28 protein-coding genes are annotated in these 25,933 nt (G+C 63.7%); 4 read left to right on the plus strand and 24 right to left on the minus strand.

Translation table 11 applies throughout. The annotated features are described in order from the left end of the window. Window positions 1-181 precede the first annotated feature (181 nt). The 9 genes from GVL12_RS07660 to GVL12_RS07700 all read right to left on the minus strand — a co-directional run bounded on the left by GVL12_RS07660 (window position 182) and on the right by GVL12_RS07700 (window position 6,754). Window positions 182-439, minus strand: a complete 258-nt coding sequence (locus GVL12_RS07660; RefSeq protein ID WP_159912518.1) for a hypothetical protein — start codon at window positions 437-439, stop codon at window positions 182-184. A gap of 24 nt (window positions 440-463) precedes the next feature. Then, window positions 464-907 carry a CesT family type III secretion system chaperone gene (locus tag GVL12_RS07665; RefSeq protein WP_159912520.1) on the minus strand — a complete coding sequence of 148 codons (444 nt, stop codon included), beginning with the start codon at window positions 905-907 and terminating at the stop codon, window positions 464-466. 119 nt (window positions 908-1,026) lie between these two features. Then, window positions 1,027-2,010, minus strand: a complete 984-nt coding sequence (locus tag GVL12_RS07670; RefSeq protein ID WP_235033822.1) for a ParB/RepB/Spo0J family partition protein — start codon at window positions 2,008-2,010, stop codon at window positions 1,027-1,029. A gap of 65 nt (window positions 2,011-2,075) precedes the next feature. Next, window positions 2,076-2,849 (minus strand): ParA family protein, encoded by a 774-nt coding sequence (locus GVL12_RS07675; protein WP_159912524.1) that lies wholly within the window; start codon window positions 2,847-2,849, stop codon window positions 2,076-2,078. Continuing rightward, window positions 2,846-3,154, minus strand: coding sequence for a transcriptional regulator KorA (locus GVL12_RS07680; RefSeq protein WP_159912526.1), 309 nt, complete (start codon window positions 3,152-3,154; stop codon window positions 2,846-2,848). The genes GVL12_RS07675 and GVL12_RS07680 overlap by 4 nt, the downstream gene beginning before the upstream one ends. A gap of 174 nt (window positions 3,155-3,328) precedes the next feature. Continuing rightward, complete coding sequence (locus GVL12_RS07685) at window positions 3,329-4,090, minus strand: anti-sigma factor (RefSeq protein WP_159912528.1); 762 nt, start codon at window positions 4,088-4,090, stop codon at window positions 3,329-3,331. A gap of 62 nt (window positions 4,091-4,152) precedes the next feature. Beyond that, entirely contained in the window at window positions 4,153-4,872 is a 720-nt protein-coding gene (gene iscB, locus GVL12_RS07690; protein ID WP_159912530.1) for an RNA-guided endonuclease IscB, read from the minus strand. 324 nt (window positions 4,873-5,196) lie between these two features. Then, complete coding sequence (locus GVL12_RS07695) at window positions 5,197-5,775, minus strand: sigma-70 family RNA polymerase sigma factor (RefSeq protein WP_200843578.1); 579 nt, start codon at window positions 5,773-5,775, stop codon at window positions 5,197-5,199. A gap of 148 nt (window positions 5,776-5,923) precedes the next feature. After that, on the minus strand, window positions 5,924-6,754 hold the full coding sequence (locus tag GVL12_RS07700; RefSeq protein WP_159912532.1) for a class III extradiol ring-cleavage dioxygenase: 831 nt from the start codon (window positions 6,752-6,754) through the stop codon (window positions 5,924-5,926). A 116-nt stretch (window positions 6,755-6,870) separates the two neighbouring features. Here GVL12_RS07700 and GVL12_RS07705 point away from each other — a divergent pair, with 116 nt between their 5' ends. Beyond that, window positions 6,871-7,791, plus strand: coding sequence for a LysR family transcriptional regulator (locus GVL12_RS07705; protein WP_159912534.1), 921 nt, complete (start codon window positions 6,871-6,873; stop codon window positions 7,789-7,791). A 24-nt stretch (window positions 7,792-7,815) separates the two neighbouring features. Here the strand turns inward: GVL12_RS07705 and GVL12_RS07710 are convergent, their stop codons facing one another. The 5 genes from GVL12_RS07710 to GVL12_RS07730 all read right to left on the minus strand — a co-directional run bounded on the left by GVL12_RS07710 (window position 7,816) and on the right by GVL12_RS07730 (window position 14,142). Beyond that, a complete protein-coding gene (locus GVL12_RS07710) occupies window positions 7,816-8,373 on the minus strand; it encodes a DUF3455 domain-containing protein (protein ID WP_159912536.1) in 558 nt (185 codons plus the stop codon). Between the two features lie 682 nt (window positions 8,374-9,055). After that, the gene (locus GVL12_RS07715; RefSeq protein WP_159912538.1) at window positions 9,056-9,970 is read right to left on the minus strand and encodes a hypothetical protein; all 915 of its coding nucleotides are present in this window, start codon (window positions 9,968-9,970) and stop codon (window positions 9,056-9,058) included. 749 nt (window positions 9,971-10,719) lie between these two features. Next, complete coding sequence (locus tag GVL12_RS07720; RefSeq protein WP_159912540.1) at window positions 10,720-11,724, minus strand: ParB/RepB/Spo0J family partition protein; 1,005 nt, start codon at window positions 11,722-11,724, stop codon at window positions 10,720-10,722. Window positions 11,725-11,726: 2 nt separating this feature from the next. Further along, entirely contained in the window at window positions 11,727-12,674 is a 948-nt protein-coding gene (locus tag GVL12_RS07725; protein ID WP_306770579.1) for a ParA family protein, read from the minus strand. Window positions 12,675-13,845: 1,171 nt separating this feature from the next. Next, on the minus strand, window positions 13,846-14,142 hold the full coding sequence (locus GVL12_RS07730) for a hypothetical protein (protein ID WP_159912544.1): 297 nt from the start codon (window positions 14,140-14,142) through the stop codon (window positions 13,846-13,848). A gap of 382 nt (window positions 14,143-14,524) precedes the next feature. Between GVL12_RS07730 and GVL12_RS07735 the strand changes: the two genes are divergently transcribed. Further along, window positions 14,525-15,268, plus strand: coding sequence for an SDR family NAD(P)-dependent oxidoreductase (locus GVL12_RS07735; RefSeq protein ID WP_159912546.1), 744 nt, complete (start codon window positions 14,525-14,527; stop codon window positions 15,266-15,268). A 215-nt stretch (window positions 15,269-15,483) separates the two neighbouring features. After that, on the plus strand, window positions 15,484-15,798 hold the full coding sequence (locus GVL12_RS07740) for a DUF5710 domain-containing protein (protein ID WP_159912548.1): 315 nt from the start codon (window positions 15,484-15,486) through the stop codon (window positions 15,796-15,798). 76 nt (window positions 15,799-15,874) lie between these two features. On the opposite strand, the gene GVL12_RS07745 is transcribed toward GVL12_RS07740, so the two are convergent. The 5 genes from GVL12_RS07745 to GVL12_RS07760 form a co-directional block, all read right to left on the minus strand. Next, complete coding sequence (locus GVL12_RS07745) at window positions 15,875-16,870, minus strand: porin (protein ID WP_159912550.1); 996 nt, start codon at window positions 16,868-16,870, stop codon at window positions 15,875-15,877. Between the two features lie 23 nt (window positions 16,871-16,893). Next, window positions 16,894-17,016: a hypothetical protein gene (locus GVL12_RS26860; protein ID WP_306770580.1), complete on the minus strand. Its 123-nt coding sequence runs from the start codon at window positions 17,014-17,016 to the stop codon at window positions 16,894-16,896. Window positions 17,017-17,491: 475 nt separating this feature from the next. Next, a complete protein-coding gene (locus tag GVL12_RS07750; RefSeq protein WP_159912552.1) occupies window positions 17,492-17,869 on the minus strand; it encodes a helix-turn-helix domain-containing protein in 378 nt (125 codons plus the stop codon). Between the two features lie 103 nt (window positions 17,870-17,972). Beyond that, entirely contained in the window at window positions 17,973-18,776 is an 804-nt protein-coding gene (dkgB, locus tag GVL12_RS07755) for a 2,5-didehydrogluconate reductase DkgB (RefSeq protein WP_200843592.1), read from the minus strand. Between the two features lie 49 nt (window positions 18,777-18,825). Continuing rightward, window positions 18,826-20,028: an MFS transporter gene (locus GVL12_RS07760; RefSeq protein WP_159912556.1), complete on the minus strand. Its 1,203-nt coding sequence runs from the start codon at window positions 20,026-20,028 to the stop codon at window positions 18,826-18,828. A gap of 99 nt (window positions 20,029-20,127) precedes the next feature. Between GVL12_RS07760 and GVL12_RS07765 the strand changes: the two genes are divergently transcribed. Beyond that, window positions 20,128-21,024: a LysR family transcriptional regulator gene (locus tag GVL12_RS07765; RefSeq protein ID WP_159912558.1), complete on the plus strand. Its 897-nt coding sequence runs from the start codon at window positions 20,128-20,130 to the stop codon at window positions 21,022-21,024. Between the two features lie 153 nt (window positions 21,025-21,177). On the opposite strand, the gene phnX is transcribed toward GVL12_RS07765, so the two are convergent. The 5 genes from phnX to phnD form a co-directional block, all read right to left on the minus strand. After that, window positions 21,178-21,984: a phosphonoacetaldehyde hydrolase gene (gene phnX / locus GVL12_RS07770; RefSeq protein ID WP_200843593.1), complete on the minus strand. Its 807-nt coding sequence runs from the start codon at window positions 21,982-21,984 to the stop codon at window positions 21,178-21,180. A gap of 142 nt (window positions 21,985-22,126) precedes the next feature. Next, entirely contained in the window at window positions 22,127-23,215 is a 1,089-nt protein-coding gene (gene psrA, locus GVL12_RS07775) for an iron-containing alcohol dehydrogenase PsrA (RefSeq protein WP_159912562.1), read from the minus strand. A 108-nt stretch (window positions 23,216-23,323) separates the two neighbouring features. Beyond that, window positions 23,324-24,154 carry a phosphonate ABC transporter, permease protein PhnE gene (gene phnE, locus GVL12_RS07780; RefSeq protein WP_159912564.1) on the minus strand — a complete coding sequence of 277 codons (831 nt, stop codon included), beginning with the start codon at window positions 24,152-24,154 and terminating at the stop codon, window positions 23,324-23,326. Then, on the minus strand, window positions 24,151-24,945 hold the full coding sequence (phnC, locus tag GVL12_RS07785; RefSeq protein WP_159912566.1) for a phosphonate ABC transporter ATP-binding protein: 795 nt from the start codon (window positions 24,943-24,945) through the stop codon (window positions 24,151-24,153). Before phnC ends, phnE begins: the two co-directional genes overlap by 4 nt. Further along, window positions 24,942-25,817: a phosphonate ABC transporter substrate-binding protein gene (gene phnD, locus GVL12_RS07790; RefSeq protein WP_159912568.1), complete on the minus strand. Its 876-nt coding sequence runs from the start codon at window positions 25,815-25,817 to the stop codon at window positions 24,942-24,944. The genes phnC and phnD overlap by 4 nt, the downstream gene beginning before the upstream one ends. Window positions 25,818-25,933 lie beyond the last annotated feature (116 nt).

Below are 25,933 nucleotides of genomic sequence, written 5' to 3' on the forward strand. Positions count from 1 at the left end.
GTCGATTGCGGCAGGGCATTCATATCTCCCCTGATTGCCGCCGATTACCTGTCAGGCATGGCCTTTCCGAGCGCAACCCGTATTTTGAGCGGCTCTGCCCGGTGCGTCTTTCACGCCTTATAGATGGCCATCGGCATGCGACCGCGCCACCTCTATCAGGTGGCCCAGGCGCGCCGGACGCTCAGGACCGAGGCCCGAGCACGATCGCCTGGAGCGCATTGGATGCCTTGGCCAGGATCGCGCCAATGACCGGGACGGCCTCATTCGCACGCGTTCTGCCCTCGCCCGTGCCCACGGCGATCTGGCGGTTGGCAAGGCTGCCGCAACCGGTCACGACCTGACCCGCGGCAGCCGGCAATGCCTGGGCCAACGCGTTGGCCGGTGCCTCGGCGTGCGCCGGCAACAGGGGATTTGCAACGCGCATCGAGAGGGGATCCATGGGCATGATTCCAGTTGGTTTTGTTCAAACGCGCACGCTGCTTGCGCCGTGGAAGAATTCCGGCAGCACCGGAATGCTCTGGTCCTGGGTGATGAAGTCTTGCCAGGCCAGGCCGATATCGGCGGTTTTGGCGAGCACCACCGCCAGCCGGTCGGCGTCGAGCTCGCTGAGCAGCCGGCGCACGCTCAGGCTGACCGTGTCGCTTTCCATGCCCAGGGTCGCGCCGCCGGTACCGGTCCACAGGTGGTTGGCCTGCAGCATGGTCCGGATGGTCAAGGCCCAGCGGGCCTGGCTCGGAGCGCCGAGCCGGCAGCACAGCCGCACTTCGGCCTGCTCGCCTTCGCCTTCGAGCTTCAGGGTGATGGGCAGGTCATCAATGACGATCTCTTGCGAGGAAATCAGCGATGACGCCTCGAGACCCACTTCTTCTGCCAGCGCAGACAGAAGTTCTTCATAGGGCGCAAACATAGGTGATCCCTTGACCAATCAGTACGTCACTTCTGTAACGCCCTGGCCTGCAAAGTTCCATCGCCAACGCAGCTTTGCGCACGATTCGCACGCCAGCCACCGGGCGCACGGTCGTGGCTTCAGGCCTGGCCTTCGAGCAACGCCACCAGGGTGACGCTCTTGAGGCTGGCTTCGAGCTCCTGGCCATCGTCGTTGTATTTCAGCCAGGCCACGCCTTGCTTGGCCGGGCGGCGTTCGAGCATCAGGCACGCGGGACGATTGTTGTGCAGCACATGGACCACGGCATTCTTGAGCGGCGCGGCCGGCGCCGCCTTGCCGGATTTTGCCGGGGCGGCCCCTGCCGGGGCGGCCCTTGCCGGGGCGTCGGTTTTCGCGACCGGCGCATCCGGCGTCTGCGCGGCGGCCTGCGGCGGCTGGCTCTTGACTTCGAGGAACTCGCGCAGCAGCTTGACCGAGCCGCGCGTGATTTCCTGGTTGGCATCGCCAAGCCAGGCGCTCACGTCCTGCGGCGTCTTCTTGTACGCCGTCATCAGTTCGTTGACGACCGTCACGTCGCGCACGCGCCCGGTATTGAAGACCCGGGCCAGCGGCTCGGGCAGGTCGAGCAGCGTCACATGCTGCGAAATGAACGCCGGCGACTTGCTGATGGCCTTGGCGATGTCGCCTTTCTTCATGCCTTTGGCGAGCTCGCGGCCAATGAAGTCGGCCACTTCGCGCGCCGTCAGCTCATTGCGCTGCAGGTTCTCCACGACCTGGTCGGCTTCGTTGTAGTCGTTGTCGATGAACCCGGGAATCGTGAGCAGCCCTGCGCGTTGCGAGCCGCGAAAGCGGCGGGCACCGTGGTTGATGATGTAGCGGCCTTCGGCGTGCGGATTCTCGCGCACCGAAATCGGCGTCTTGACGCCGCGCAGCAGAATCGATGCCGCGAGCTCCTCGAGGCTGTGCTCGGAAAAGCCCGGGTTGTCCTTGGTGCGCGGCTGGTGCGGGTCTTCATCGATCAGCGCCATTTCCAGGGCCAGCGGGCCGCCGCCCGGGGCCGGGGCCTCCGGGCCCGCGAGCAGCGCCGACAGGTCGCCCATCTCCTCGAGTCCAAGACCCCCCATCACCGGGCCCGCCGGTTTCTTGTCTGCGGGACCGTAGGAAAATTTTTGCTTTTTCGCTGCGACACTCATTGCGCAATCTCCATTTTTTCAAAGACATAGGCGGCCAGGCCACGCATTTCCTGCGTGGCCTTGCGGGCGGCGGTCTTGCGAATCTTCCAGACCGGAACACCAGAGGCCAGCGCATCCGCAATGCTGCTGCGCAGGCCTATGCTGACCGGAACAATCAATTGGGGGTAGGCCGCCTTGAGCTCGGCCAGGTGGCGCACATGGCGCGGGTTTCGCGCATCCACCTTGGACGGCACCATGCCCAGGAACTGCAGCCCCCGGTTTTCCTTGCGCACGTTCATGATGGTCGTGAGCATCATCTTGATGCCCTGGATGCTGTAGGCCTCGAGTTCGATCGGCGACAGCACGCAGTCGGCCGCATACAAGGCCGCGACCAGGGCCACGCCCAGGCCCGGCGCGGTATCGATCAGGCAGATATCGAAGCCCTGCTCAGCGAGCGCTTCGATATTGGCCTTCATGTTCTTTTTCGCCTTGGGCAAGGGCAGGAACACGGCGTTGGCGAGTTCGGGGTCGGCCTCGATCAGCACCAGGCGCGGGCCGTCTTCCTGCGCCTGGGCGGCCTGCTGCCAGCCGTCGGCCGGCACCGGGCCGAACAGCTGGCTGGCCCTGGCCTCGATCTTGTACTGCCCCAGGGTGTAGGACGCATTGGCCTGGGTGTCGAGGTCGATCACGGCCACGCTCAGGCCGCGCTCCAGAAAATCAAACGCCAAGTGCACCACACTTGACGTTTTCCCCACACCGCCTTTTTGCTGTGCTACGACCAAGGTCTTCATATTTTTGATCCGTTGTTCCTGGCCTGTGCGTCTTCGGCCCATTTCTTGACGATGAATGCCTGGTGCTGCGGCAGCACGGCAGACACGCGCTCATATCCTGGCGGGATGTTGCTGCTGGCAAACACACGCCACACGCGATGCACGGCCTGCGACACCGCGCCCTTGCTCAGGCCAAGGGCCTGCACAAACGACGCCTGCGTCTGCCCACGCACCAGAACACCGTGGGCGATCTGCAGGGTCTGCGCCCCCACGTCCAGGCCATGGATGCACGCCTGGAATTGCGCCTCGCTGAGCCGTTTTCGCATGGAATTCACCCACTGTTGCGGGCCCGCACCCAGGTGCCGGCAGCCCGCCGACCCAAGGCACAGGTTTAGCTAAACTTGATATTGAGGTCCAGATTTTAGCTGCTAAAAGCGTGCCCGGGAGTCCGCTGCGCCGCTGTTTTTCACAGCGACACGGCAGCGCGCAGCACGGGGCATTCAGGACACCTTGACCGAGCGGCCGATGAAGTGGATAGGTCCTGTGGGCCGGCCCGTCGGCGAGCCCGTGGGCGGCTCGAGCGTGAGCTCGAACAGCTGGTTGGCTTGCACGCCCGGAATCTGGTCGAGCGACACCTGCACGCGCTGGCCCGGCTTGACCAGGCCCAGCGAGATCGGTGCGTCCCATTCATCGGCCTTGGTCCACAGTTCCAGCGCCTTGTCGGCGGGAATCTCCATCGCGCCCAATGGAATCAGCTCGATCTTGCGATCGCTGCTGGTCTGCATCACCCATCCGGGCGAACGGTCCTGCGGCGCGACCAGCACCACCATATAGCGCGTGCCGGGTTGGGGCGCCGCGACCTGCAGCACCAGCACCGCGGCCAGCAGCGTCGCGAGCGCAAAGCCACCGGCCGTGAGCCCGCGCCACAATGCCAGCGACTGCACATCGCGCCACCAGGGTAGCAGCTTGCGGACCGGGCGCGCGGACGCCGCCTTGGACGCCACCTGCATATGGTCCAGGCTGCGCTCGACGCGCCGCCAGAGGTGGGCCGAAGGCGGCACCGGCTCGACCAGCGACACCAGCGGCACAAAGCGCTGCTGCCAGGCATCGACGGCGTCGCGCAGCGCCGGGTTGCTCGCGAGCTGCGCCTCGACGGCCTGGTGCTCTGCAGGGGACAGCGTGCCCAGCACATATTCACCAGCGAGCGCCTGCAGGGCGCTGTCGGCGTCGTCGGGGAAATTCGGGGAAATGGTCTGGTTCATCAGAATGCGCGTGAAACCTCGGTATTCATGCCGGGGAGGTAGAGCGCCGGATGGGCAGCATCCTATGCTTTCGGCCTTACCTGAACACCTTCTACGCGAATGGCCGGGTTGAGAAAATAAGCATACCCGTCGTTCCTTTGAACGACGCGGCAATGTCTGTGACTGATGCCTTGCACCACCGCTGAAACGCCAGCTTGGTGCAACAGCGTGCCTTGCTGGTATTCGATGCCTTCAATCTCCGGGTTCTGCAGCGCTTGCATGTCGAAGCGCACAAGCTCCGAGCTGATGGCACGCACGGGTGCCCAGCGCTGGATGCGCCGAACCCAGGTCATGGTAGTGTCCACGCGGTGCTGCAGCGATGGGGCGAGCCTGCCAGTCTTGTCGCCGCCCCGGTTCAGAAATCTTGGAGCGCGATAGCGCAGATTGCTGCGACGCCGACGGCGCATCTGACGGCGCGCCGTCATGGCCTCGGAAATCTGCCGGCCGCGGTGGACCAGCTTCAACAGGTTCAGCACGGCCACGCCTAGCTGGACTTCGCCAGTCAAAGCGTCCACTGCCGCCACCTCGCGGACCAACGCCAGCCCCGTGGTCTTGCTGCCCGGGTCGATTTTCAAGCGCAGCGGCTGAAATTCGCAGGCGTCGGCCTGGCGGTCGATGAGCCGGATCACCATGGGCAGGAGGCGATGCACGCACGCCCGAGCGCGCTCCAGCAACAGCCGGGCGCGCTTTTCGGTGCACGGCATCAAAGCCTTGCCATGGATGTCCAACACAAAAACCGCCACATCGACTCCTGATCACAAGCGCTGCAATCTGTGCAGCCAGGCTGTCTTTCCAGCGGTCAGCCCTTACGGGCCTGGTGACGGGGCGCGTGATTTCTCACGAACCCGCTCCCCTCGGGAATGTCGACAACCGGCTCCAGCCCTTGCGGGCTGCGATCCAGACCTTCGGACCTTTACCTTTGTCCTGCATGATCCGGACCTTGCAGAGCAGCGAACTGAGGAAGCATTCGCTGGTGCGTCTGAACGACCTGCTGTCAACGTAGCGGGTTGGGTACCGCTTTCCCTGGTCAATCCGGCTTGATTCCTTTCAGTTCCAAGCCCCGCCTTTCAGCGCGGGGTAATTGACGACATGCAGGCCCTGAGGGCCACGAGGCTGCGTTGTATCCAGGCCTTGACCGTGCCCAGCGGGGCTTCGACACGCGCGGCAATCTCTTTTTGCGTCAGCCCTTCGACGTAGGCGTAGAGAATGCAGTCACGCCGCACCGGCTCGAGTTCGGAAAGGCAATGACCGACACGCCCCGCGCTGTCCGCCCATTGCGCCGAGCGGCTCACCGCTTCCCAGGCCGCCAGCGAGGCCTGGTCGTCGATTGCCTGCAACGTATCGTGCGGCACATCGGCGTCGCGGTCGTCGCGCCGGGCGTTCAAGGCGAGGTTGCGCGCGACGCTGTAGATCCAGCCACGCGCCGATCCGCGCGCGGGATCGAAGCTCGCGGCGCGTGTCCAGATGTTGACGCAGGCATCGTGCAGCACGTCTTCGGCGAGCGCGCCATCGCGCACGATGCGCCGCACCACGCCGAGCAGGCGCCCGGCTTCCTGTTCATAAAGCCTTTGCATCGCGCCACGCTCGCCCGCGGCGCATGCGAGCAAGGTGGTCTCGTAGTCAAAATCGTCGAAGTGAACAGACAAGGTCGAGGCTCCAGGCTGGTGAGATTTGCGCGCCATCGGGCGCGGGTGCATGCGTGCCACCACTGTGGATGATGCCACGGTCCAGAGCGATCTCGCTTCGCCAGCGCGCCATCGCATCAACAGATGCCTGCTGCTGGAGCAGTTGCCGTCAACCGAAGCGATAGGCAGACAGCTGCGTCTTCATCACCTGCTGCGAATAGACCTTGCGACCCTGGTCCCGGCCGGCCGCGCCCGCGGCCACCATCAGCGGGATCAGGTGTTCCTCGTGGCCCGCGGGATGGCAGTCATGCGCAAACGGTGCGCTGGCCCATTCACGCAGGGCAGCGCCGCGCTGCTCTGGTCCGGCTTCGACGGCCGCGGTCAGCCAGTCATCGAAAGCCTGCGACGGCGCGGTGAAGCGCGCGTCGCCATAGCCGCGCATATTGTGAAAGCTCATGCCGCTGCCGATGATCAGCACGCCTTCGGCGCGCAGCGCGGCCAGCGCCTCGCCCACTGCGAGATGGGCTGCAGGGTCGAGGTCTTCGCGCAGCGACAGCTGCACCACCGGTATATCGGCTTCGGGGAACATCACCTTGAGCGGAATGAACATGCCGTGGTCGAAGCCGCGCGCGGCGTCGAGGCTGGCGTCCAGGCCCGCGTGCGCGATCAGTGCCGCCATGCGTTCGGCCAGCGCCGTCTCGCCCGACGCAGGGTAGTCGATTTGGTAGGTGTGCTGCGGAAAACCGTAATAGTCATAGACAAGGCCAGGTTCGGCCCCGGCCGTGACGCTGAAGCCCGGCGTGCGCCAATGGGCCGACACCATCACGATCGCCTTGGGCCGCGCCGGCAGCGTGGCCGCCACCCCGCGCAGGAATTCGGCCATGTCGTCCCAGGTATCGGCCGGCGACCAATCCATGAAGAAGCAGGGGCCGGCGCCATGGGGAATGAACAGTACCGGTTGGGTCAAAGAAGCGGGGGACGAAGCATTGGCGTGGGACATGCGGATTCCTGTGGTTTGCCTGGCCTCGGAGGACCATGGATCGATGATAATTTGAATGAATAAAACATAGAATCCCTTATATAAACCAAACAGCTCCTACTCACAGTGTGAAATAAATGCTCGATCGATTCACCAGCATGCGGGTGTTCATACAGGCGGCGAGCCACGCAAGCCTGTCGGCAGCGGGGCGGGCGCTGCACATGTCGCCCGCCATGGCCACCAAACATATCGACGCGCTCGAAGCGCGCCTGGGAGTCAAGCTGCTGCACCGCACCACGCGGCGGCTGACCCTGACCGACGCGGGCACGGATTACCTCGCGGCCAGCCGGCGCATCCTGCAGGAAATCGACGAAGCCGAGTCGGAGGTCGCGGCCCAGCGCACCCAAGCCGTGGGCAGGTTGCGCATGAATGTGCCGCTGTCCTTCGGCACGCGCTTCATCGCGCCGCTGCTGCCCGAATTCAGCCGCCGCTATCCGCAGGTCGACGTGGAGTTGGGCCTGAGCGATGCCCAGCAGGATCTGATCCAGGGGGGCTGGGACATGGCGATCCGCATCGGCCATCTCGCGGACAGCGCGCTCAAGGTGCGGCGCCTGGGCAATTGCCCGATGCAGATCTGTGCCGCGCCCGGCTATCTGGCGCGACAGGGCACACCGCGACGTGTCGCCGAACTGTCGGGGCACAACTGCCTGAGCTATACCCTGTCACCGCTGCAGGCACAAGGCACCTGGGCCTTCGGCTCAGCCGGTGAAATCCAGGTGCCGGTGCAAGGCAACCTCAAGGCCAACAACGGCGATGCGCTGCTCGCGGCCGCCATCGGCGGCCAGGGTGTGATCTACCAACCGAGCTTCATCGTCGCCGAGGCGCTGGCCAGCGGCGCGCTGGTGGCGCTCGCGCTCGATCAGCCGGCGCTCGACCTGGGAGGCCTGCATGTGCTGTTTCCCCCCGATCGCCGCCCGCCAGCCAAGGTCAGGGCCATGATCGACTACCTTGTCGAATCGTTTTCTCCCGCGTCAGCGCCGGCCCCATCCGCGGAATGAGCAAGCCCTGAGAATCTGGCCCGATTATTTCCAGAAAATGTAGTCGGCCTGGTACATCACGATTTGGCGCTGTCCCTTGTTGCCCGCGGTGCAGGCCATTGCCGGCGCCACGCCGCCCTTCAAGGCCACGCGCTGGATATAGGTCACGCCGCTCATGGCGCCGCTGCCCATCGCCGGGTTGGCCTTGACCAATTGGTAGGGCAGGTTGCCTTCACCAGCCGGCGCCACGGCCAGTTGCGTCGCAGTGAGCTTGGAGCCATCCATCGCTTCCCAGGTGGCCGGCGGTCCATAGTAAGTGCCCACTTTCTTTCCGCTGCGATCCATCAGATCGGCCTGAGGACCGACAAACACCCATTCGGTCTGGCCAGGCGCATTGGCCTTGTCGCGGCATTCATAAGTGATCTGACCGCGTCCGGTCGTGGTTTCCCAGGCGACCTTGTTGCCTGCAGGCACGCGAATGGTTTCCGGAACACTCATGGGATTGAAGTGCTGCGACTTGTTCATGGAACCGCATGCAGTGAGCAAAAGCGCCGAAGTGATCAGGCCGACGGGAGCGAGGATGCAAGCAGAAAGCGTTTTCATGGAAATTCTCCAGAAGAAAAGTGGGGGCTGAACCAGGCAACTCGATGAGCTGCTACTGGTACTACCCGCCAGATCGGGCTTTGGATGCAGTGGATGAAAAATAAATCTGCACCGAGGTTCGAGCCTGGTGGCAACTGTTGCTCCGCGCTGGACGGTGCAGCGCGGCGTCTGCCCGTCTGCAGGCATTCGCCGACTGCGTGGGCGATCTCTGCCCAACGCGCTTGCGCTGGCTGCCGCAGCGCGGCAATTCCTGCATCAGCATGCGCAGGTCGAAATGCACGGCATGGATTTTCCCGGGTCGCTGCATCTGTGTCCGTCAGGCTGCGCGCGCAGCATCGCTGTGCAATGTCGGCAGCGTTCGCCAACGCGCAGGAGACGGCATGGCAGATGGCTCCAGGGCCGTTCATCGGCAGGGTGCCCGTTGTCGATGGCAAGGGTTTTCCCGTGGCCTTCGCCAGACTCCGCGGATTGCTGCTGTGCGCCTGGGCATGTATCGACGGCTGTCCAGCAGCACGGTGCGCGGCGCTGCACCGGTTGATATTCATGGTCGAGATCGAAGAAAAAGCACGCACAGCGGGTTGTTCTCTTTAGATTGTGGTTTTAAAACTCTGATTTAGAGGCGTCAGCGCTGACGTCTGGTGGCTGCAAAGTTATCCACATTTCGCCTGAATCTACGAACCGCTCAGGCATCTCGCCGGGCAATCAAGCGGCCCGCGGCGATGGCATCGAGGAATGTCTGGCACATCGGTCGCGCTGCGCGCCGGCCTTCGCGTTCTTCCAGCAGCATGCCGCAGGCGTCGACCGTGACCATCAGCCTGGCGTCGCGGCTCTGGAACGTCTGCCCGGCAAACGCCGCGGCCTTTTGCTGCAGGTAGCTCTGCTGCTGCTGCTCTAACGCTTCGCTGGTGGCTGCCTGCGCGCGCTGAGCAAAATCCTTGTCGCTGCTCAGCAGGGCGCGCAGGTAGGCATAGAGCCGGCGCCCTTCGAGTTTTTCCAGGTACTGGCGCGTTGCACCGACTACATCCGACAGGCGCTGCTTGGCCTGCTTGGCCAGTTTCATCAACTGCAGAACGCCCGTGCCTTGCATGCCTTGTTCGCGCACCAGCCAGGCCAGGTCCGAGGGCAGCTTGAGTTTGCCGAATGTCTCGAATTGCGTGCCGCGGTCCGTCAGGGTGTGGGCTGCCGGTGCGGGTGTGCTGCGCGCCAGATTCTGCGCGGGCGCGACCACGGGGGGTTTGCCGGCGTGGGTAGCGTCGGTGAGTAGCAGCGCATCGAGCAGCTTGACTGTAGGAATCAGCGGGGAGCTGGAGCCGCGCAGGCCGGCGCGGGCTTTCTGCACTCTTTCGATGAGTCCCCGGTCCTCGAGCCACTTGACCACGCGGTGCACGGTTTCCACCGATTTGCCCGATTCGCTGGCAAGTGTGCCGCGACTGGCCAGAATCGGCGAATTCAGCCGAATCAGGTTGATTTTCTTGATGATGCGAAAAATCACCCGGAGATAGCCGTCGGGCACATCTCGGAACAAAGGCGACTCATCGAGCGCCGAGCAGGCTCGCGCAATCATCGAAGGGTAAACAGTAGGGGCGAGTTTTTCCATCGCAGTCTCCAAAGGACACGAAAATCCCTTGACGACTTCTTCTCGGTTCCCTTACTATTCGCTCATTCGGAGAGCTTTTGACCGATTTCCGTCGGTTGAAGGGAATTTGGGAAGAATCATCAAGATTCACAAGGAACCCTCAAAGTTGGCGCTTTGAGGGTTTTTTGTTGTCTGAACGAAAGTGCTGGTACTTAAGTCATGGTCGTTCTCCGGTTTTCAGGGCCCAGACGCACCGAACCCCGCTCGGGGCGGGGTTCGGTTGGGGGTGTTTATGCGTATAAACACATTGGGTGGGCCGTCGGTGCCCTCGTCGCGGGGCTGGCCGCTGCACCCTAGGCGCATGCATCTGTTTATACGTATAAACAGTGCCTGAAGACCAGGCACTGGGGCTCTGCTGGAGACAGCAGGCGCTTGCAGCCGCCAGCCCACCGGGACTGGCCATGGCGAAAACCGGTTTATGCGTATAAACCGTTGTCCCTGATGTCAATGGCGAAGCGATCACCTGCAGTACAGGCAAAGTCTGCGGATACGCATGAACTCCATGGTCGACCGCCATGCTCAAGACGCCTTGCAGCGTGCATGGGGTCTGAAATTCATGCGTATCGACAGCGTACGAAACCGCCTCCTGCGCCTGAATGGCGCCAGGAGCAAGGCGTTGATACGCAAGAGCTCCCGAGCGCCGGACGCGCAAAAAGCAAACAGGCCGCACGGGCTTGCGTTCGGCGGCTTGTTTATGCGTATAAACGGTTTCAGTCATGGAGGCCAGGCTTGTCGGCAGCCTGCGGCTTTTCAGGCTCGGCGGGCAATACCACGGCAACCGTATCCAGCAGGTTTTCGAGCGCCGTCGCAAATGCCAGCCGCTTGTCGTCAGGCACGGCGATCGATACTTCGAAGACATCGCCACGCTGCTTGTAGTAGCCGTTGGAGTACTTGATCTGCTTGGACGGGCTCGCGCTCTTCGAACCCGAGGGGTTCAAAAAGGCCTGCACCTGGTTGGACAGCCAGCGCAGCGGCTGATCTTCGGCGGCGAACTTGTTGGCCAGAGAAACTGCCCGGCGCTGGCCGCACTTCTCGTGCACCTTGAGCAGCTGGTAGGCTGCATTGGCGCCGAACTTCTCGGGATGCTGGCGCACCAGTTCCAGAAGATCTTCGGGCAGCTTGGCGTAGGCGCGGTAAAAGCTCATCAGTGTCTTGGAGAGCTTGGCCCGGCGCGCGATATCCGAAGCGGACTCTCCCGCAATGATCAGCTTCTCATAGAACATCGCCCGGTCGAAGTCGCAATGCTGCTGCCGGCATTCATTCTGTTCGTAGCCAAACCAGGCGGATTCTTCCAGGCTGAGATCGAGGTGGACTTCCGCCAGCAGGGATTCGAACACCTTGTGTTCCCGGCATGCCTGCACGCGTGTCCAGCCATCACAGATGATGAACCGGCCCACAGCGCTGGGATTCGGAATGACGTGAATCGGATCGTGCTGGCCTTGCGTGCGCAGGTTTTCCGCGCGCTGAAGAATCATCTCGGAGGTATAGACTTCGCGCGGAGCCAGCGGATTGGCGTCGATCAACTGGAGACTGATCTGCTGGACGTAGCGTTCTGGCGGCTGGACTGGCGCAGCGGCCTGGTCATCGTTTCCGGCCGGGACACTCGTCGAATCGGGTTTGGCCACCGGCATATCCGGCAGCGCATGCAGCGGCACAGCAGGAACGACGGATCCGCTCCTGATCAGGCCGGAAAGCTTTGGCGGTGGTTTGGCCATTGTCATTCTCCAACCGGCATGCCTGGCATGGTGATCCGGTAGCTGCGAATCAGGCTCTTGGCGACGTCATAAATGGCAGCGGCGCCTACCGAGCTGGGCTCGACTTCGACCAGCGGCGCGGTTTCGCGCGCATTGGGATTCAATTGGCGGGCAAAACCGGAAAACTGCGGAATGATGGAGTCATTGAGCATCGATCCGTACTTCGAATAGAGAAAGCCCATGCTCTCGCGCACATGCTTGAGGCTGGGGTGGTATTTGTTGATGACCACTTCCATGCCGACTTCGGCGCCGGTCACCGACTGGATTTCCGCCAGATTGGACGCCAGGGAATCGAGCGCGCGCAGGCAGCTGCCTTCGGGCTCGACAATCGTCAAGACCTTGCCCGAGACTTTCGCGGCAAACGAGAACGCGAGCCCTATCGGCGTGGTGCCTGGCGCGGTGTCGACAATGATGACGTCATAGGCGCTCGACAGGAACGCGCCGTTTCGGTTCAGGAAAAGCTGCGCACGCGCGTGGCTGGCCATGACCGCAACCAGGCTGGCATCGGTTTCCGCGAGCGTGATGTCGGCCGGAATCAGGTCGAGAAATCCGCCTTCATAAATATGCTTGATTGCCGAGGGCAACTCGGCATCGGGTTCCTTCTCGGCCTTGCGCAGGAAGTGACCGATGTGACGGATATCGGTTTCGTAACCAGTTGTATCAATGCCAAGCAGGTTCGAAGCCGACGCCTGGGGATCGGCATCGATGACCAGCACCCGAAAGCCCATCATCGCCAAGGATGAGGCAACGTTCACGGAAACACTGGTTTTGCCGACACCGCCTTTGGTCATGCGGGTCACGATGACCGGCGGAAGGCTCGCGGAGCCCAACGGAAGCGCATGCGTTGTAGGCGGCACCAGGCCGGCCGCGCGGTAACGCGCTGCGCGCATGTCGGCAGGCGTGTACTTCATGTGGTGCTGGCCCGCAGGCTTTTCGCGGCCTACCAACTCCTGCAATTTTTTTGCGGAAACATCCAGGCCTGACAGGGCTGTCGCTACAGATGTTTTGAATTGAATCGCTCTAGCCATGGCATTAACCAACATATCTCATGTTTGAGGGCGCAAGCATAAGGCCGAACAACAATGTTGACAAGTTTTTTCTGACTTCGCCTAAAAAAACTATCAATCGCTGAGCATCGTCGGCAAGCTTTTCCCTAGAACATAGGAGATTGAGGATTTTTCCTGATGCCAGACAGTTGTCTTATTTGTAGCGTGCCTGCCTGTTCCTGCGAGGCTATCACCAGGACTTCGATCATTGTCGGATGGGAAATGCATGACATTTTTGCGCAGACGCAGGCAGATCACCGAAGGCGTAGACGGGCAGCGTTGCTGGCTGTGACCAAATGTGACAGATAGGCAAAGGGCTGGGATCAAAGCCCGTGTGATCGGCGCGATTGGGTTTGCCTTGCGCATTGATGCCGGGCTTGAAACAAGCTTTTGCTGGACCAACGATCGAATGGCAAAAGGTTGGTGCTCACTCCGAGATCATTGCTTCTGCCAGACTTGGATCTTGCTTACATGTGGTTTGTTCTTTGGCGTGTCTTCTTGTTAGTTCTTAAAAATAATTTATGTAAGCTGTGTTCAATTGATGGATTCAAGTTCTTTAGCCGCTAAAGCACCCTTTGCATTGGCCATCCGGCGCTTTGATCTGTTTCGCGAACTGAACCATGCCTTTGCCACCCACCCGTTTTGTGATGCGCAGTATGCGTTGCATGAACATGTGGAGCGCCTTGGGTGCGACAGCAATTTCTAGCGTGTCCCTGGATCATCGCCGCAGGCGGTAGCCAAGGTACTTGCGGCCAAAGGCCAGGCCTGCCCGCATTCAGCCACAGGAGCTCCTTTCTCAGCGACAGCAACATCTGCTCGCCGGCCTTCTGACTGAGCAAGGTAAGCGAGGCCAAGCCTCGCAATGCGTTGACAAGAAACAGCGGGGCTTGAGGGCAGGCCGTTCATGGTTCGACAGGCTCACCACGAACGGTTTTCCCCGCTCGCCCTGAGCTTGTCGAAGGGTCGGTATTTTGAGCGTAGGCCGCCCATAGTTCGCCGCTGTTTGCTCAAATCGAGTGCTTTCTAAGTCGTTGATTTATTTGACAAAAAAAGCTGTTTCTTGAGAGAACGTAAAGTTGCAGTCATCGGCATGGCCGTATGCGACACAGCGGAATTGCTGCTGCGTGCGCCGGTTTTCAGGCGCAACGTGGCCGCGGCACGGGCAGCAGGGCCGCCGCTCCCGCTCATCTTGTGCGCCAACTGCCGCCTGAACTTGACCACCCTGATCGAGGATGCAGCGGTTCAGGCCGCTTTTGCCAGACCTGCTTGCCGGGCTGTGGGCCGCGTTCATGCGCGGGCATGTTTTCATTGCCGAATCCTGGATAGAAACCATGGCCACGGCCCGAAGGGCACCCATGCCTTTCGGATCTGAAATCCGCTGCGGAGCAACGTGCGACAGGAGCGGCGATCACGCAGCAAGCTTGCACCCCTGATAGGCAGATGTCTGAATCGCTTTCGGTAAGAGTTAGTCATTATATATCTATTTCATGTAAGCTGCATTCAAGTGCACAAAGCAAGCGCTCGCCTGCCATGCGAGAGATAGCCCCGTGGGCCCGCGACATGCCGCCAAGAAAAAAATACAGCCAAGCGCCAGGAGGACCCTGCAGGCATTGCCCGCGCCCAACTGGAGCGCGCACAATCACCACTTCTCAATACGTCAGCCTTGGCCCCTGGGGACGGTTGCCCCTGCCGAGCCTTCGATTTCCCCCGCTTTCATGCCCACACTCCGCCCCGTTGCCCTCGTTACCGGCTCCACTTCCGGCATTGGCGCCGCCATCGCGCGGCGGCTTTCAAACGAGGGCTTCGCCCTGGTGCTGCATTCGCGCAGCTCGGTCGCCGTGGGCCAGGCGCTGGCTGCCGAGCTCGGGGATGCCATCTATGTACAAGCCGACCTGGCGAACGAGCCCGACCGCGAGCGGCTGGTGCAGGAAGCGATAGCCGCCTGGGGGCGGCTCGATGTGCTGGTCAACAATGCGGGCATCAGCCAGGTGATTGCGCATGCCGATCTCGCGGCCGCAACGCCCGCCGTCTGGCACGCGCTGCACGAAGTCAATGTGGTTGCACCGTTCCGGCTTGTGGCGCTCGCCGAGTCGGCATTACGCGCCGCGGCGCAGCCGGGCCACCCGGCCTGCGTGGTGAACATCAGCTCGCATGCGGGCGTGCGGCCCAAAGGCGCATCCATTCCCTATGCCGCAAGCAAGGCGGCCTTGAACCATATGACGCGGCTGCTTGCGCTTTCGCTGGCGCCCGACATCCGCGTCAATGCCGTGGCGCCGGGCCTGGTCGATACGCCGTTGACCGCGGGCTGGACGCAGGCGCAGCAGCTCTGGAAGGAGCGCGCGCCTATGCAGCGCGCAGCCCGCCCCGAGGACATCGCCCAGGCGGTGGCGATGCTCGTGGCGTCGCACTATCTGACGGGCGAAATCCTGATGTCGGATGGCGGCTTGAACCTGACCTAGCCCGAATGGCGCGGCACCATCTCCAGGCGCTCGATCCGGTTGTGCCCATTATTCTTGGCCGCATACAGCTGCTGGTCGACTGAACCCCCAAAGTCGTTGAACGGATTGAAAAGCCATCGCATGCGCAGATGCCGGGGCCCTTGATGAACATGGACGCGCATCGCCGCAGGATGCAGCGCTGAATCGGCCTTGCGCTGCGCTTAAGATTGGCCCCCATGAAACAAGCCCAACTCCTACTCAACGTTCCCTTCGCGGCCAAGGACCAGGCCAAGAGCCTGGGCGCGCGTTGGGACCCGCAACAGCGCAGATGGTATGTGCCGCTGGGCGTGGACATCCAGCCGTTTCAGACCTGGTGGCCCGAAGACCTCAAGGCCCAGGGCGGCGAAGTGATGGAGCAGGCCGGGAAAGGCACTGCGCCAGCGCCGCGCAAGCCTGCCGCTACGCGCGCATCCACAGGCGCGCCAGCGATCTTCACCGGCCCGGCCGACGTCGCGCCCGACACTTCGGACAAGCTGCCCTGGGAGGATTGAGCTGCGCGCGGCCAGCCCGCGCGGCGCTACGCCAAGGAACACTCCCGGGCCGCAGCGGCCCCGGGGCACCGACAGATCAGAACCGGTGCAGCACGCCTGCCGACAGCGAGTCCTTGTGCCGCAACTTGCGCGCGCGTTGCGCATCGCGGTTGGCACCAGCCGCGATCACATACAGCAAGGTCCGCTTGGACAATGCATAGTTGGCAAACAGCTCGAAGACATTCGCGTCCTTGTATTGCGCATCGGTGCTCCTGGTCACGAGCGCATACTGCGCGCCCACGGTCAACGCACCGAACGGCGCAGCCACCGCTACACCTACGCTGTCGCCCAGCAATTTCTGCTCATCACGCTGAAACAGGCCCGAGACGACAAAGCTTCCCTGGTCATATTTCAGACCTGCAACGAAGCCGTTTTGATAACTGCTCTCAGGCACAGCGTTCAGGCGTCCCGCACGCTTTTTGGGCATGAGCACCGCTGCCGCCGTCCATTGCTTGCTGCCATAGCCGGCTCCGATCTGGAAATTGCCGTCGCGCGCTCCGACGTCATTCGTGCTGGTCTCGTCAAAGCTATAGGATGCCCGTGCCTGGAAGCCCGACAGATTGGGCGTGCCATATTGGACCTGGTTGCTGTGGCGCGCGCCGCCGAGGCTGCCGTTCGCTGCCACGCCCAACGTGCTCCAGGGGTTTACATCCGAGATGCCATTCAGGTCGAACGTGGCCATCAGACGCGCTTGCGGCGTGGTCGTGCGGCCGAGCATCAACTCGCCGAAATTGCCACTCAGGCCGACCCAGGATTGGCGGGTGAAGCCGCTGCCGCCCACCATCTCTCCCGTATCCAGCGAAAGAATGTTCGATTCGAGATGAAAGTTGGCCTTGAGCCCGCCTCCCAGGTCTTCTGAACCGCGAATGCCCCAATTCGAAGGAAACTTCGAACTCCTGACACTCACGGCAGGGTCGTTAAAGGTTTTCGCAATGCCGATATCCAATGTGCCGTAAAGCGTCACATTCGACTGGGCATGCGCCGCCGAAAACAAGCCCAAAAAAACAGAAAATCCAATATATCCAGTTTTCATTGTGTCTCCTTGAATTGATTTTTTTACTTGCGCTCATGCTGAAAAATCCCCGGGGGCGCACCCTTGTCGGGAGCCTGTTCAACGTCAATGCCGGCCTTGTGCGTTATCGCATTTCGAAAAGATTTCGCCGTGGTGGTCTGGCTCATGCATGTCTCCTCAAAGTTGGCCATGGGTGGCGCATTCGTTTTCTCCAGGGATCCTTTGCATCACCTCGCGAGACGGTGGCAATGCGAACCGCGCTAGCCCTTGCTGCCAGCGGTCGCAGGGGTTGGTGCACAGGATCCCTGGAGCGACAGCCTCCTATAACCCACGATTCCAGGGAAGGCTTCTTCTCGAAATATGAGATTCACGCAAGATTTCATGCGAAATAAACGCATCCCGGCTTTCGACTTGTCCATGGCAACGCACATTTACGCTGCTTTCAATGAAAGCCAAGCTCAGGATTATTTCGGGTCAATACCAGCCGGGAGAGCGACGGGTCGAGCCTCGGTTTTCACGCAGGCCCATACGCGTGGCCTTCAAAGAGCCGGCCAGGGACGGGCTGCTCGAACCTCTGCCCACGCGCGGCTTGCGTATCAATCGGCCATCAGCAGCTGGCCACATAGGCGGCGGGCCCGTGCCTCACAGGCCGCGCGCTTTGCCCTTGGCGATGCGTTTTCGGTTGGCCTCGTCCCACTGGCGCACGTTGAACGCCTGGTAGTCGGTCAGTACCGCGGCCACACGCGACATGCCCGCCGGCAGGCGCTGCCCTGCCCCGTAGCTGCCCGCTTCTTCCTGCACCGTCGGCGAACCCTGCGTGACTTCGAGCAATTGCGGCAAGGGCACTTCGAGCGCGCTCGCGATGGCCGCCATGATCTTCAGCGAGGGATTGGCCTTGCCATGGGTCAGATCCGAGAGGAAGGAGATGGACATGCCGGCCTTGTGCGCCAGGGCCTGCCTGGTCATCTGCTTCTCGTCGAGCAGCCTGAGCACGTTGCGCAGAAAGATCTGTTGGTACATGGTGGGCGGGTCACGCGGCCAGGGCTTTAGCCGCTAAAGTTGCTGATGCGGGCCATCGCCGCATCTTAACGTCCACGTCCGTGGCGCAGTGCCCGCCCCTCGATCAGTCCCAGAGCGGGGCGAGGCCGTCGGGGTTGACCAGGCGCTCGCCCCGGTCCATGGCGTCGATCTGCGCGAGTTCGGCATCGCTCAGGCGCAGCTCGCGCGCGGCAAGGTTGCCCGCCAGGTTGACGCGCTGTGTCGACGAGGGAATCACCGCGAAACCGCGCGCCAGCGCCCAGGCCAGCGTCACCTGGGCGGCGGTCGCACCATGCGCCTGGGCAATCGCCTGGATCAGCGGCTCCTTGAGCGCCTGGCCGTAGGCCAGCGTCATGTACGAGGTGATGCGTATGCCGTGCTGCTTCGCATGCGCGACGACCGCGGGGTTTTGCAGGCGCGGGTGCAGCTCGATCTGGTTGGTGGCGATTTCCTTTGCCCCGACCGCATCGATGGCCTGCTGCTGCAATGCGACCGGGAAGTTGGAGATGCCTATGGCCCGGGTCAGGCCCAGTTCCCTGGCCTGCATCAGCGCGTCCAGCGTTTCGGTCAGGGGCACGGCGGCCGCAGGCGATGGCCAGTGGATCAGCGTCAGGTCGACCTGTTCGGTACGCAGCTTGGCCAGACTTTCGCGCAGGCTGGGCAACAATTGGGCGCGGCCCAGGTTTTCGGTCCAGATCTTGGTGGTCAGGAACAGCTGGTCGCGCGCCACGCCGCTGTCGGCAATGCCCTGGCCGATCTCGGCCTCGTTGCCGTAGATCTGCGCGGTATCGATCACGCGGTAGCCGACTTCGAGCGCATTGCGCACCGAGTCGATCACAGTGTTGCCGGTCAGGCGGAAAGTGCCCAGGCCCAGGTCGGGGATATGGATGGAAGTCGTCATGGATGCTCCGTTGAGAAAGTGAGAGTGAAGAAAGATTTCAGCGGGCGGCCGATGGCAGGCCCTTGCTGCGGGAAACCGTGCCGTCGCGGCGGTCGAGCGCGCCGCTGCAGTGAGTCAGTGCCAGCGACACCAGTACCACCGCAGCGCCTATCCAGGGCGTGTGCTTGAGGCCCCAGTGGCTGACAATCAGGCCGCCGGACCAGGCCGCGAACGCAATGCCCAGATTGAAGGCGGCGATGTTCAGACCCGAAGCCACGTCGACGGCCTGGGGCGCAAAGCGCTCGGCCTGCTTGACCACATAGACCTGCAGGCCGGGCACGTTGCCGAACGCCACCGCGCCCCACAGCAGCACCGTGGCCAGCGCCAGCCAGGCATGGGGCGCGGTGAAGTTGAGCAGCAGCAGCACGCCGGCCAGCGCCGCAAAGATGATCTTCAGCGCGGGAATCGCGCCTTTGCGGTCGGCCAGCCGCCCGCCCCAGAGGTTTCCGGCCGCGACCGACACGCCATAGACCAGCAGCACCCAGCCGACAGCGCTGGCGCTGAAGCCCGAGATCTCGGTCAGAATGGCGGCCAGAAACGTGAAGGGAATGAAGGTGCCGCCGTAGCCAATGGCCGTGGTCGCATAGACCAGCAGCAGCCGCGGCTGCGTCAGCACCCTGGCCTGCTGGGCCAGCGACGCCGGCGGCGTATGGCGCAGCTTGGCGGGCACGAACACCCAACTGCCGACAAAGGCCAGTGCGCCGAGCAAGGAGACGGCCAGGAAGGTCTCGCGCCAGCCGAAGTGCTGGCCGATGAACGTGCCCAGCGGCACGCCGGTCACCAGCGCCACCGTCAGGCCGATGAACATGATGGCGATGGCGCTCGCGGCTTTTTCGCGCGGCACCAGGCTGGTGGCGATGGTCGAGCCTATCGAGAAGAACACGCCATGGGCCAGGCCCGTGAGCACGCGCGCCGCAACCAGCGCTTCATAGCTCGGCGCCTGCCAGGCCAGCAGATTGCCGGCGGTGAACAGCGCCATCAGGCCCAGCAGCAGCACCTTGCGCGGCAGCTTGCCGGTCAGGGCCGTGAGTACGGGCGCGCCAATCGCGACGCCCAGCGCATAAAGACTCACCAGCAGACCCGCCGACGGTAGGCTGATGGCCAGGTCGGCGGCCAGCGTGGGCAGCAGACCGACGATGACGAATTCGGTCGTCCCGATGGCAAAAGCGCTGATCGTCAGCGCGAGAAGAGCAAGTGGCATGGCGGTGCATTGAAGTGGAATAGCCGTACTATGCGCGCCGGATACTTGCGGATAAAGCCTTGCATCAGCACAATACTCTTGATTCCAAATCAACAATCCATGAAAACCACGCTAGACGAACTCCAGGCCTTTGTGACCGTGATTGACGCCGGCTCGATCACGGCCGCGGCCGAGCAGCTCGCGCAAACGGTGTCGGGCGTGAGCCGCACGCTGCGCCGGCTCGAGGAAAAGCTGGGCACCACGCTGCTGCGGCGCACCACGCGCCGGCTCGCGCTGACCGAGGAAGGCAGCCTGTTCCTGCTGCGCGCACGCGCGGTGCTTGACGCCGTCGAGTCGGCCGAAGACGAGATGGCCGCGCGCCGCGAACACCCCGCGGGTCGGCTGCGCGTGAATGCGGCTTCGCCCTTCATGCTGCACGCCGTCGTGCCGCTGCTCGCGGGCTTTCGCGCCCAATACCCCGATATCGAGCTGGAGCTCAACAGCAACGACGACCTGATCGATCTGATAGAGCAGCGCACCGACGTAGGCATACGCATAGGCGCGCTGCGCGACTCTACGCTGCACGCCATGCCGCTGGCGCGCTTTGCGCTGCGCGTGCTGGCGTCACCGGCCTACCTCAAGGCCCATGGCAAGCCGCGCCATGTCGAAGACCTGCGCGGACACAGCCTGATCGGCTTCACCCAGCCCGAAAGCCTCAACCGCTGGCCGCTGCGCCATGCGGGCGGCGAGGACTACGAAATCACGCCCTGCCTGCGCGCATCCAGCGGCGAAACCGTGCGCCAGCTCGCGCTGGCGGGCCAGGGCATTGCCTGCCTTGCCGATTTCATGACCCGCGCCGACCGCGCGCGCGGCGATCTGGTGCAGTTGCTCATTCCCCATACCGTGGAGCAGTTGCAGCCCGTGAACGCCATCTATTACCGCAACACCGAACTGGCGGCGCGTATCCGCGTGTTTGTGGACTATCTGGCGGGGGCGTTGAAGCAGGCGCAGGGGTGAGGGGGCGCCCTGCCCTTGGCTTTGAGGACAGGCCGTTCACCCTTCGACCAGGCCGCACAGGCAGGCTCGGGGCGAGTGGGGAAACCGTTCGTGGTGAGCCCGTCGAACCATGAACGCCCTGCGCGCATGATCCATCCTTGAACCCGCCGAAGACTACGGCTTCACGCCCGCGCGCATCTGCGCGGCAATCTCCAGCAACACCGCCGGCAGCTCCCGCACGCCTTGCACGACATAGTGCGCACCGGCCAAACGCAGCTTGTTCTCGGCAGCCGCGATGCGCGCGGCGACTTCCTCGGCCGGCGCCTGGGCGTACTCTTCGAGCGAATAACCGACTTCATTGCCCGAAAGGCTCAGCCCCACGGTCCACATGCCGGCGTTGCGGCCTTCCTCTATGCCGGGAACGGTGTCATCGACCTTGACGCAGGCGCGCACATCGGTGACGGCCAGCGCCAGCACATTGGCCAGCGCCATGAACGGGCCGGGGCGCGCGCCCGCGGCGAGTTCGTCGCCCGCGACCACATGTTCGGGGGCGACGCCGGCCTCTGCCGCCTGGGGCAGCAGCTTGTCCAGCACCACGCGCGGATAACCCGAGCACGAACCCGTGCGCAGGCCCTGGCGGCGCAGCCACTGCAGCACTTCGGCCGCGCCGGCGATCGGCGCGGAAAACTCGCCGACCTTGGCGATCTGCAAGGGCATGAAGCGCGCGTAGACCGCGTCCACGTCGGCGTCTTCGGGCGCCTTGCCGAACACGCTGAGCCATTGCGCGTGGATGGCGGGCGCCTGCAGCAGCTGGTGGATATGCTGCCATTTGGACAGGCCCATGGGGCCGCGCGCCTGGGCCAGCGTGATGTGGACGCCGAACGTGGCGAAGGCTTCCACGAAGATCTGGGTCGGCGCCAGCGAGCCGAAGTCGACCAGGGTGCCGGCCCAGTCAAAGATAACGGCCTGCAAAGGCGCCAAGTCGGCGGATGCGCCTTCGGGCAAGAACGCGCAGGTAGCGGAGAAAAGAGGAGCGTGGGCGCTTGTCATGGGGGGTGTCCGAATGAATGGAGAGAGAAAGGCAGCACAGCGGCAATTGACAGCAGGTGGCCAGCGACATGGCTCAGGCCAGTGCACGAATGAAGTTGCGCCCGCGCGGGCCGCAGGCCGCGGACTGCACCATGCGGTCCCAGTCGGCGGCGCTCAGGCCGAACTGGCCGGGATCGGTCGATACGCCCAGGCCCTGCAGGAAGCCGCGCAGCCGCGCGACGGCCACTTCGCCGGTGCGCGCGTCGAAAACCGACAGCAGCGCGGCGTCGCATTGCGGGTCCGCGCCCAGCGCCATCTCCAGCACCAGCGGCAGGCTGAACGAGCAGGCAATGCCATGCACCTGGCCGTAGCGCAGCGTGATTTCGTAGGACAGCGAATGCGCCAGCGCGGTCTTGGTGTTGGAGAACGCCAGGCCGGCGAGCAGCGCGGCCTCGGCCATTTCTGCGCGCAGGCCGGCGTCGTCCAGATCCTGCATCAGCCGCGGCAGCGTCTGCAGGATGCGCCGCGCCGCATTCACGGCCAGCGTGCTCGAGACCGGGTTACGGTTGACGTTCCACAGCGCCTCGAGCGCATGCGACAGCGCGTCCAGGCCGCTGGCCAGCGTCGCGCCCGCGGGCAGGCTGCGCATCAGTTCGGCATCGATCAGGGCCGCCTCGGGCCAGGTCCAGGGCTGGTGCAGCGAATGCTTGCGCCCGCCGGCCTGGTCCCAGAGCGTGGCCCAGGGCGTGACTTCGCTGCCCGTGCCGGCCGTCGTGGGAATGGCAATCAAGGCCTTGTGCGCACCGGGCGGCAGCTGCGCGCCCTGCTCCAGCGCCGCGAGCAACTCGGCAAACCGCCCCGAGGGCGTGGCGCAGAGCAAGGCCTTGGCGGTATCGATCACGCTGCCGCCCCCCAGTGCCACCACGCAGGGCACGTCGCCATGGTCACGCTGGACCTGCTCGTAGAGCGGCGCGAGCCACTGCACATCGGGATTGGGCTGGATCTCGCTGATGACGGCGCGCAGTTGGGTGCCCAGCAGCGCCTGCAGCCTGTCGACCAGTCCCAGGCCATGGGCTTGGGGAAAAGTCACGAGAATGCAGTCGCGGCCGGCCAGCAGTTGGGGCAGCTGCGCGAGCGCGCCCGGCGCGGCATGGATATTGACGGGGTTGTGATAAGTCCACACGGTGATTTGCCAGAAAAGAGGAAGGAAACGGCGTAGCCCACCAGGGCGGCGATCCACGCTGCCAGGCTCCGAATAAGGTCTTGGGGGAGGAGCCGCCGGCGGCCGGGATCAGTGGCGAGCGCCGCGCTGAATGCGCTGGCGCAACAGGTTGGAGACCAGATCGGCGGCGATCACCATCGCGGTGATCACGATGATGCAGGTCGCGGTCTCCTGGTAGCGGAACAGCTTGAGGCTGCCGACCAGCTCGAAGCCCAGCCCGCCCGCGCCCACCATGCCCAGCACCGTGGCCGAGCGCAGATTGACTTCGAAGCGGTAGAGCACCACGGCGATCCAGGCGGTGATGGCCTGGGGCACGACGCCAAACACAATGATCTGCAGCTGGCTGGCGCCCGCGCTGCGCAGCGCCTCGAGCGGGCCGCTGTCTATTTCCTCAATGCTTTCGGCAAAGAACTTGCCCAGCATGCCCATGCCGTGCAGCGCCAGGGCCAGCACGCCGGGAAAAGACCCCAGGCCCACGGCCGAGACAAACACCAGCGCCAGGATCAGTTCATTGATGCTGCGCACCACGTTGAGGAACTGGCGCGTGACGCGGCGCAGGCCGTGCCAGCTGTGCAGATTGCTCGCCGCGATGAAGGACAGCGGCAGCGCCAGCACGATGCTCAGCAGCGTGCCCCAGATCGCGATCTGTATGGTTTCCAGCGCCGGCGCCCACAGCCGCGGCAGGATGCTCAGGTCGGGCGGCACCGAGCGCGACAGGAAGTCGGCTATCTGCGGCATGCCGCTGGCCAGTTCTCCCCAGCTCAGTTGCGCGCCCGTGGCGCTCCACTGCAGCGCCCAGCCCAGGGCCAGCGCGATGGCGGCGTAAGCCAGCCAGCCGCTCCTGCCTTCGGGCGCGGCCACGGTCCAGCGGTAGGAATTCTTGTTGGCGGTATGGCTCACAGCAGGCCTCCTGCGGGAATGGCTTGCTGCCAGTGGTGGGGAGCAGCCGGCGTCACGGCCGCCGGCTGCGCGTGGTAGATCGCCTGCAGCGCGGTGTCATCGAGCGCGTCGGCGCGGCCGTCGAAGACCATGCGGCCCTGGGCCAGGCCGACGATGCGGTCGCCGAACTCGCGCGCATAGTCGACCTGGTGCAGATTGCAGACCACGGCAATGCCCAGGCCGCGCGTGGCCTCGCGCAGGTACTGCAGCACGGTGCGCGCGGTCTTGGGGTCCAGGCTCGCGACGGGCTCGTCGGCCAGAATGACGCGCGGCTGCTGGGCCAGCGCGCGCGCAATGCCCACACGCTGCATCTGCCCGCCCGACAGCGACTCGGTACGTTCATGCGCCTTGTGCGACAGGCCCACGCGTTCCAGGCATTCGTGCGCCAGATCCAGATCGCTCTGGCGAAACAGCTGCAGCAGCGACGGCAGCGTGGGCAGCGCGCCCAGCCGGCCCGTGAGCACGTTCTTGCGCACCGACAGCCGCGGCACGAGGTTGTGGTGCTGGAACACCATGGCCGCTTCGCGCGCCAGTGCGCGGCGCGAGTGGCGCGCCATCAGGTCGATGCCGCCGACCTGCAGCGTGCCGCTGTCGGGCCGGGCCAGGCCGTTGATGCAGCGCAGCAGCGTGGACTTGCCCGCGCCCGACAGGCCCAGCATCACCACGAACTCGCCGGGCTGTACATCGAGGTCTATGCCGTGCAGCACATGGTTGCCGCCGAAGCTCTTGCGCAGTTGGCGGGCGCGTATCATTTCATTTTCCCGAGGTCGAGGTTCAAGGTCCTGGCGGTCTGGCGCACCACGTCGTAGGCCTTGTCGGAAGTCGGTGCGAAGCCGTTGAGCTCGCCCTGGTCGCCCCAGGGCAGGCCCTTGATCTCGGCCAGCGCGGCAGCGACTTTCTGCTGGGTCGCCGCGTCCAGGCTCTTGCGCCAGACCATGGGCGACTCGGGAATGGGCTGCGAGCGCCAGACGACCTGGAAGTCCTCGGCCTTGACCACGCCCTTGGCGACGGCCGATTCGAAGATGCGGTCGGCCACGGCCGCGCCGTCGACCTTGCCGTTGGCCACGGCCATGATGTTGGCGTCGTGCGAGCCCGAGAAGATCACGCGCGAGAAATGTTTTTCCGGGTCGAAGCCATCGGCCAGCAGCCCGGCCTTGGGAAACAGATGGCCGGACGCCGAAGTCGGGTCGACAAAGGCAAAGGTCTTGCGCTGCAGCTTGGCGACGCTGTCCAGGCCCGAATCCTTGCGCGTGATGACCACGCTGTGGTAGGCGCTCTTGCCGGTCTTCTTGGTCACGGCCACGGCAAACGCTTCGGCGTTGGCCATGCTGCTGGCCAGCACATAGGAGAACGGGCCCAGGTAGGCGATGTCGAGCTTGCCCGAGCGCAGCGCCTCGATCACGCCGTTGTAGTCGTTGGCGACGAAGGGCCGCACTTTCATGCCTGTCTTCTCGGCGAGCTGGTCCATGACCTGCTGGCTGGCGCGGATCATGGCCTGCGCGTCCTCGGACGGGATCAGGCCGACGCGCAACTCGGCGGTCTGTGCGAAGGCAGTACTCACTGTGGCGAAAGCCAGCGCGGCGGCGCCGGCGAGCTGGAGGCAGTTTCTTCGGGTGGTCTTCATGGTGGCGTTCCTGGTGGGCATCAAGTGGAGGGAGACAAGCTGTCTGACCACTCGATGGTAGGAACGACATATTTCTTTCATGTGAAATTTTTAGACTTGTTCCACTGTGTTTTTAT

The organism is Pantoea sp. 18069 (assembly GCF_902706035.1).
In the GTDB taxonomy this organism is placed as follows: Bacteria; Pseudomonadota; Gammaproteobacteria; order Burkholderiales; family Burkholderiaceae_C; genus Comamonas.

Coding starts and splice junctions, on each gene's coding strand:
- GVL12_RS07720 (WP_159912540.1), bottom strand. CDS start 11,724: ATGGCCAAACCACCGCCAAAGCTTTCCGGCCTGATCAGGAGCGGATCC.
- GVL12_RS07665 (WP_159912520.1), bottom strand. CDS start 907: ATGTTTGCGCCCTATGAAGAACTTCTGTCTGCGCTGGCAGAAGAAGTG.
- GVL12_RS07660 (WP_159912518.1), bottom strand. CDS start 439: ATGGATCCCCTCTCGATGCGCGTTGCAAATCCCCTGTTGCCGGCGCAC.
- GVL12_RS07760 (WP_159912556.1), bottom strand. CDS start 20,028: ATGCCACTTGCTCTTCTCGCGCTGACGATCAGCGCTTTTGCCATCGGG.
- GVL12_RS07745 (WP_159912550.1), bottom strand. CDS start 16,870: ATGAAAACTGGATATATTGGATTTTCTGTTTTTTTGGGCTTGTTTTCG.
- GVL12_RS07680 (WP_159912526.1), bottom strand. CDS start 3,154: ATGCGAAAACGGCTCAGCGAGGCGCAATTCCAGGCGTGCATCCATGGC.
- phnD (WP_159912568.1), bottom strand. CDS start 25,817: ATGAAGACCACCCGAAGAAACTGCCTCCAGCTCGCCGGCGCCGCCGCG.
- GVL12_RS07765 (WP_159912558.1), top strand. CDS start 20,128: ATGAAAACCACGCTAGACGAACTCCAGGCCTTTGTGACCGTGATTGAC.
- GVL12_RS07710 (WP_159912536.1), bottom strand. CDS start 8,373: ATGAAAACGCTTTCTGCTTGCATCCTCGCTCCCGTCGGCCTGATCACT.
- GVL12_RS07735 (WP_159912546.1), top strand. CDS start 14,525: ATGCCCACACTCCGCCCCGTTGCCCTCGTTACCGGCTCCACTTCCGGC.
- GVL12_RS07725 (WP_306770579.1), bottom strand. CDS start 12,674: ATGAAGTACACGCCTGCCGACATGCGCGCAGCGCGTTACCGCGCGGCC.
- GVL12_RS26860 (WP_306770580.1), bottom strand. CDS start 17,016: ATGAGCCAGACCACCACGGCGAAATCTTTTCGAAATGCGATAACGCAC.
- GVL12_RS07715 (WP_159912538.1), bottom strand. CDS start 9,970: ATGGAAAAACTCGCCCCTACTGTTTACCCTTCGATGATTGCGCGAGCC.
- GVL12_RS07670 (WP_235033822.1), bottom strand. CDS start 2,010: ATGGGGGGTCTTGGACTCGAGGAGATGGGCGACCTGTCGGCGCTGCTC.
- GVL12_RS07740 (WP_159912548.1), top strand. CDS start 15,484: ATGAAACAAGCCCAACTCCTACTCAACGTTCCCTTCGCGGCCAAGGAC.
- GVL12_RS07685 (WP_159912528.1), bottom strand. CDS start 4,090: ATGAACCAGACCATTTCCCCGAATTTCCCCGACGACGCCGACAGCGCC.
- GVL12_RS07750 (WP_159912552.1), bottom strand. CDS start 17,869: ATGTACCAACAGATCTTTCTGCGCAACGTGCTCAGGCTGCTCGACGAG.
- GVL12_RS07705 (WP_159912534.1), top strand. CDS start 6,871: ATGCTCGATCGATTCACCAGCATGCGGGTGTTCATACAGGCGGCGAGC.
- GVL12_RS07675 (WP_159912524.1), bottom strand. CDS start 2,849: ATGAAGACCTTGGTCGTAGCACAGCAAAAAGGCGGTGTGGGGAAAACG.
- phnC (WP_159912566.1), bottom strand. CDS start 24,945: ATGATACGCGCCCGCCAACTGCGCAAGAGCTTCGGCGGCAACCATGTG.
- GVL12_RS07730 (WP_159912544.1), bottom strand. CDS start 14,142: ATGGTTTCTATCCAGGATTCGGCAATGAAAACATGCCCGCGCATGAAC.
- GVL12_RS07700 (WP_159912532.1), bottom strand. CDS start 6,754: ATGTCCCACGCCAATGCTTCGTCCCCCGCTTCTTTGACCCAACCGGTA.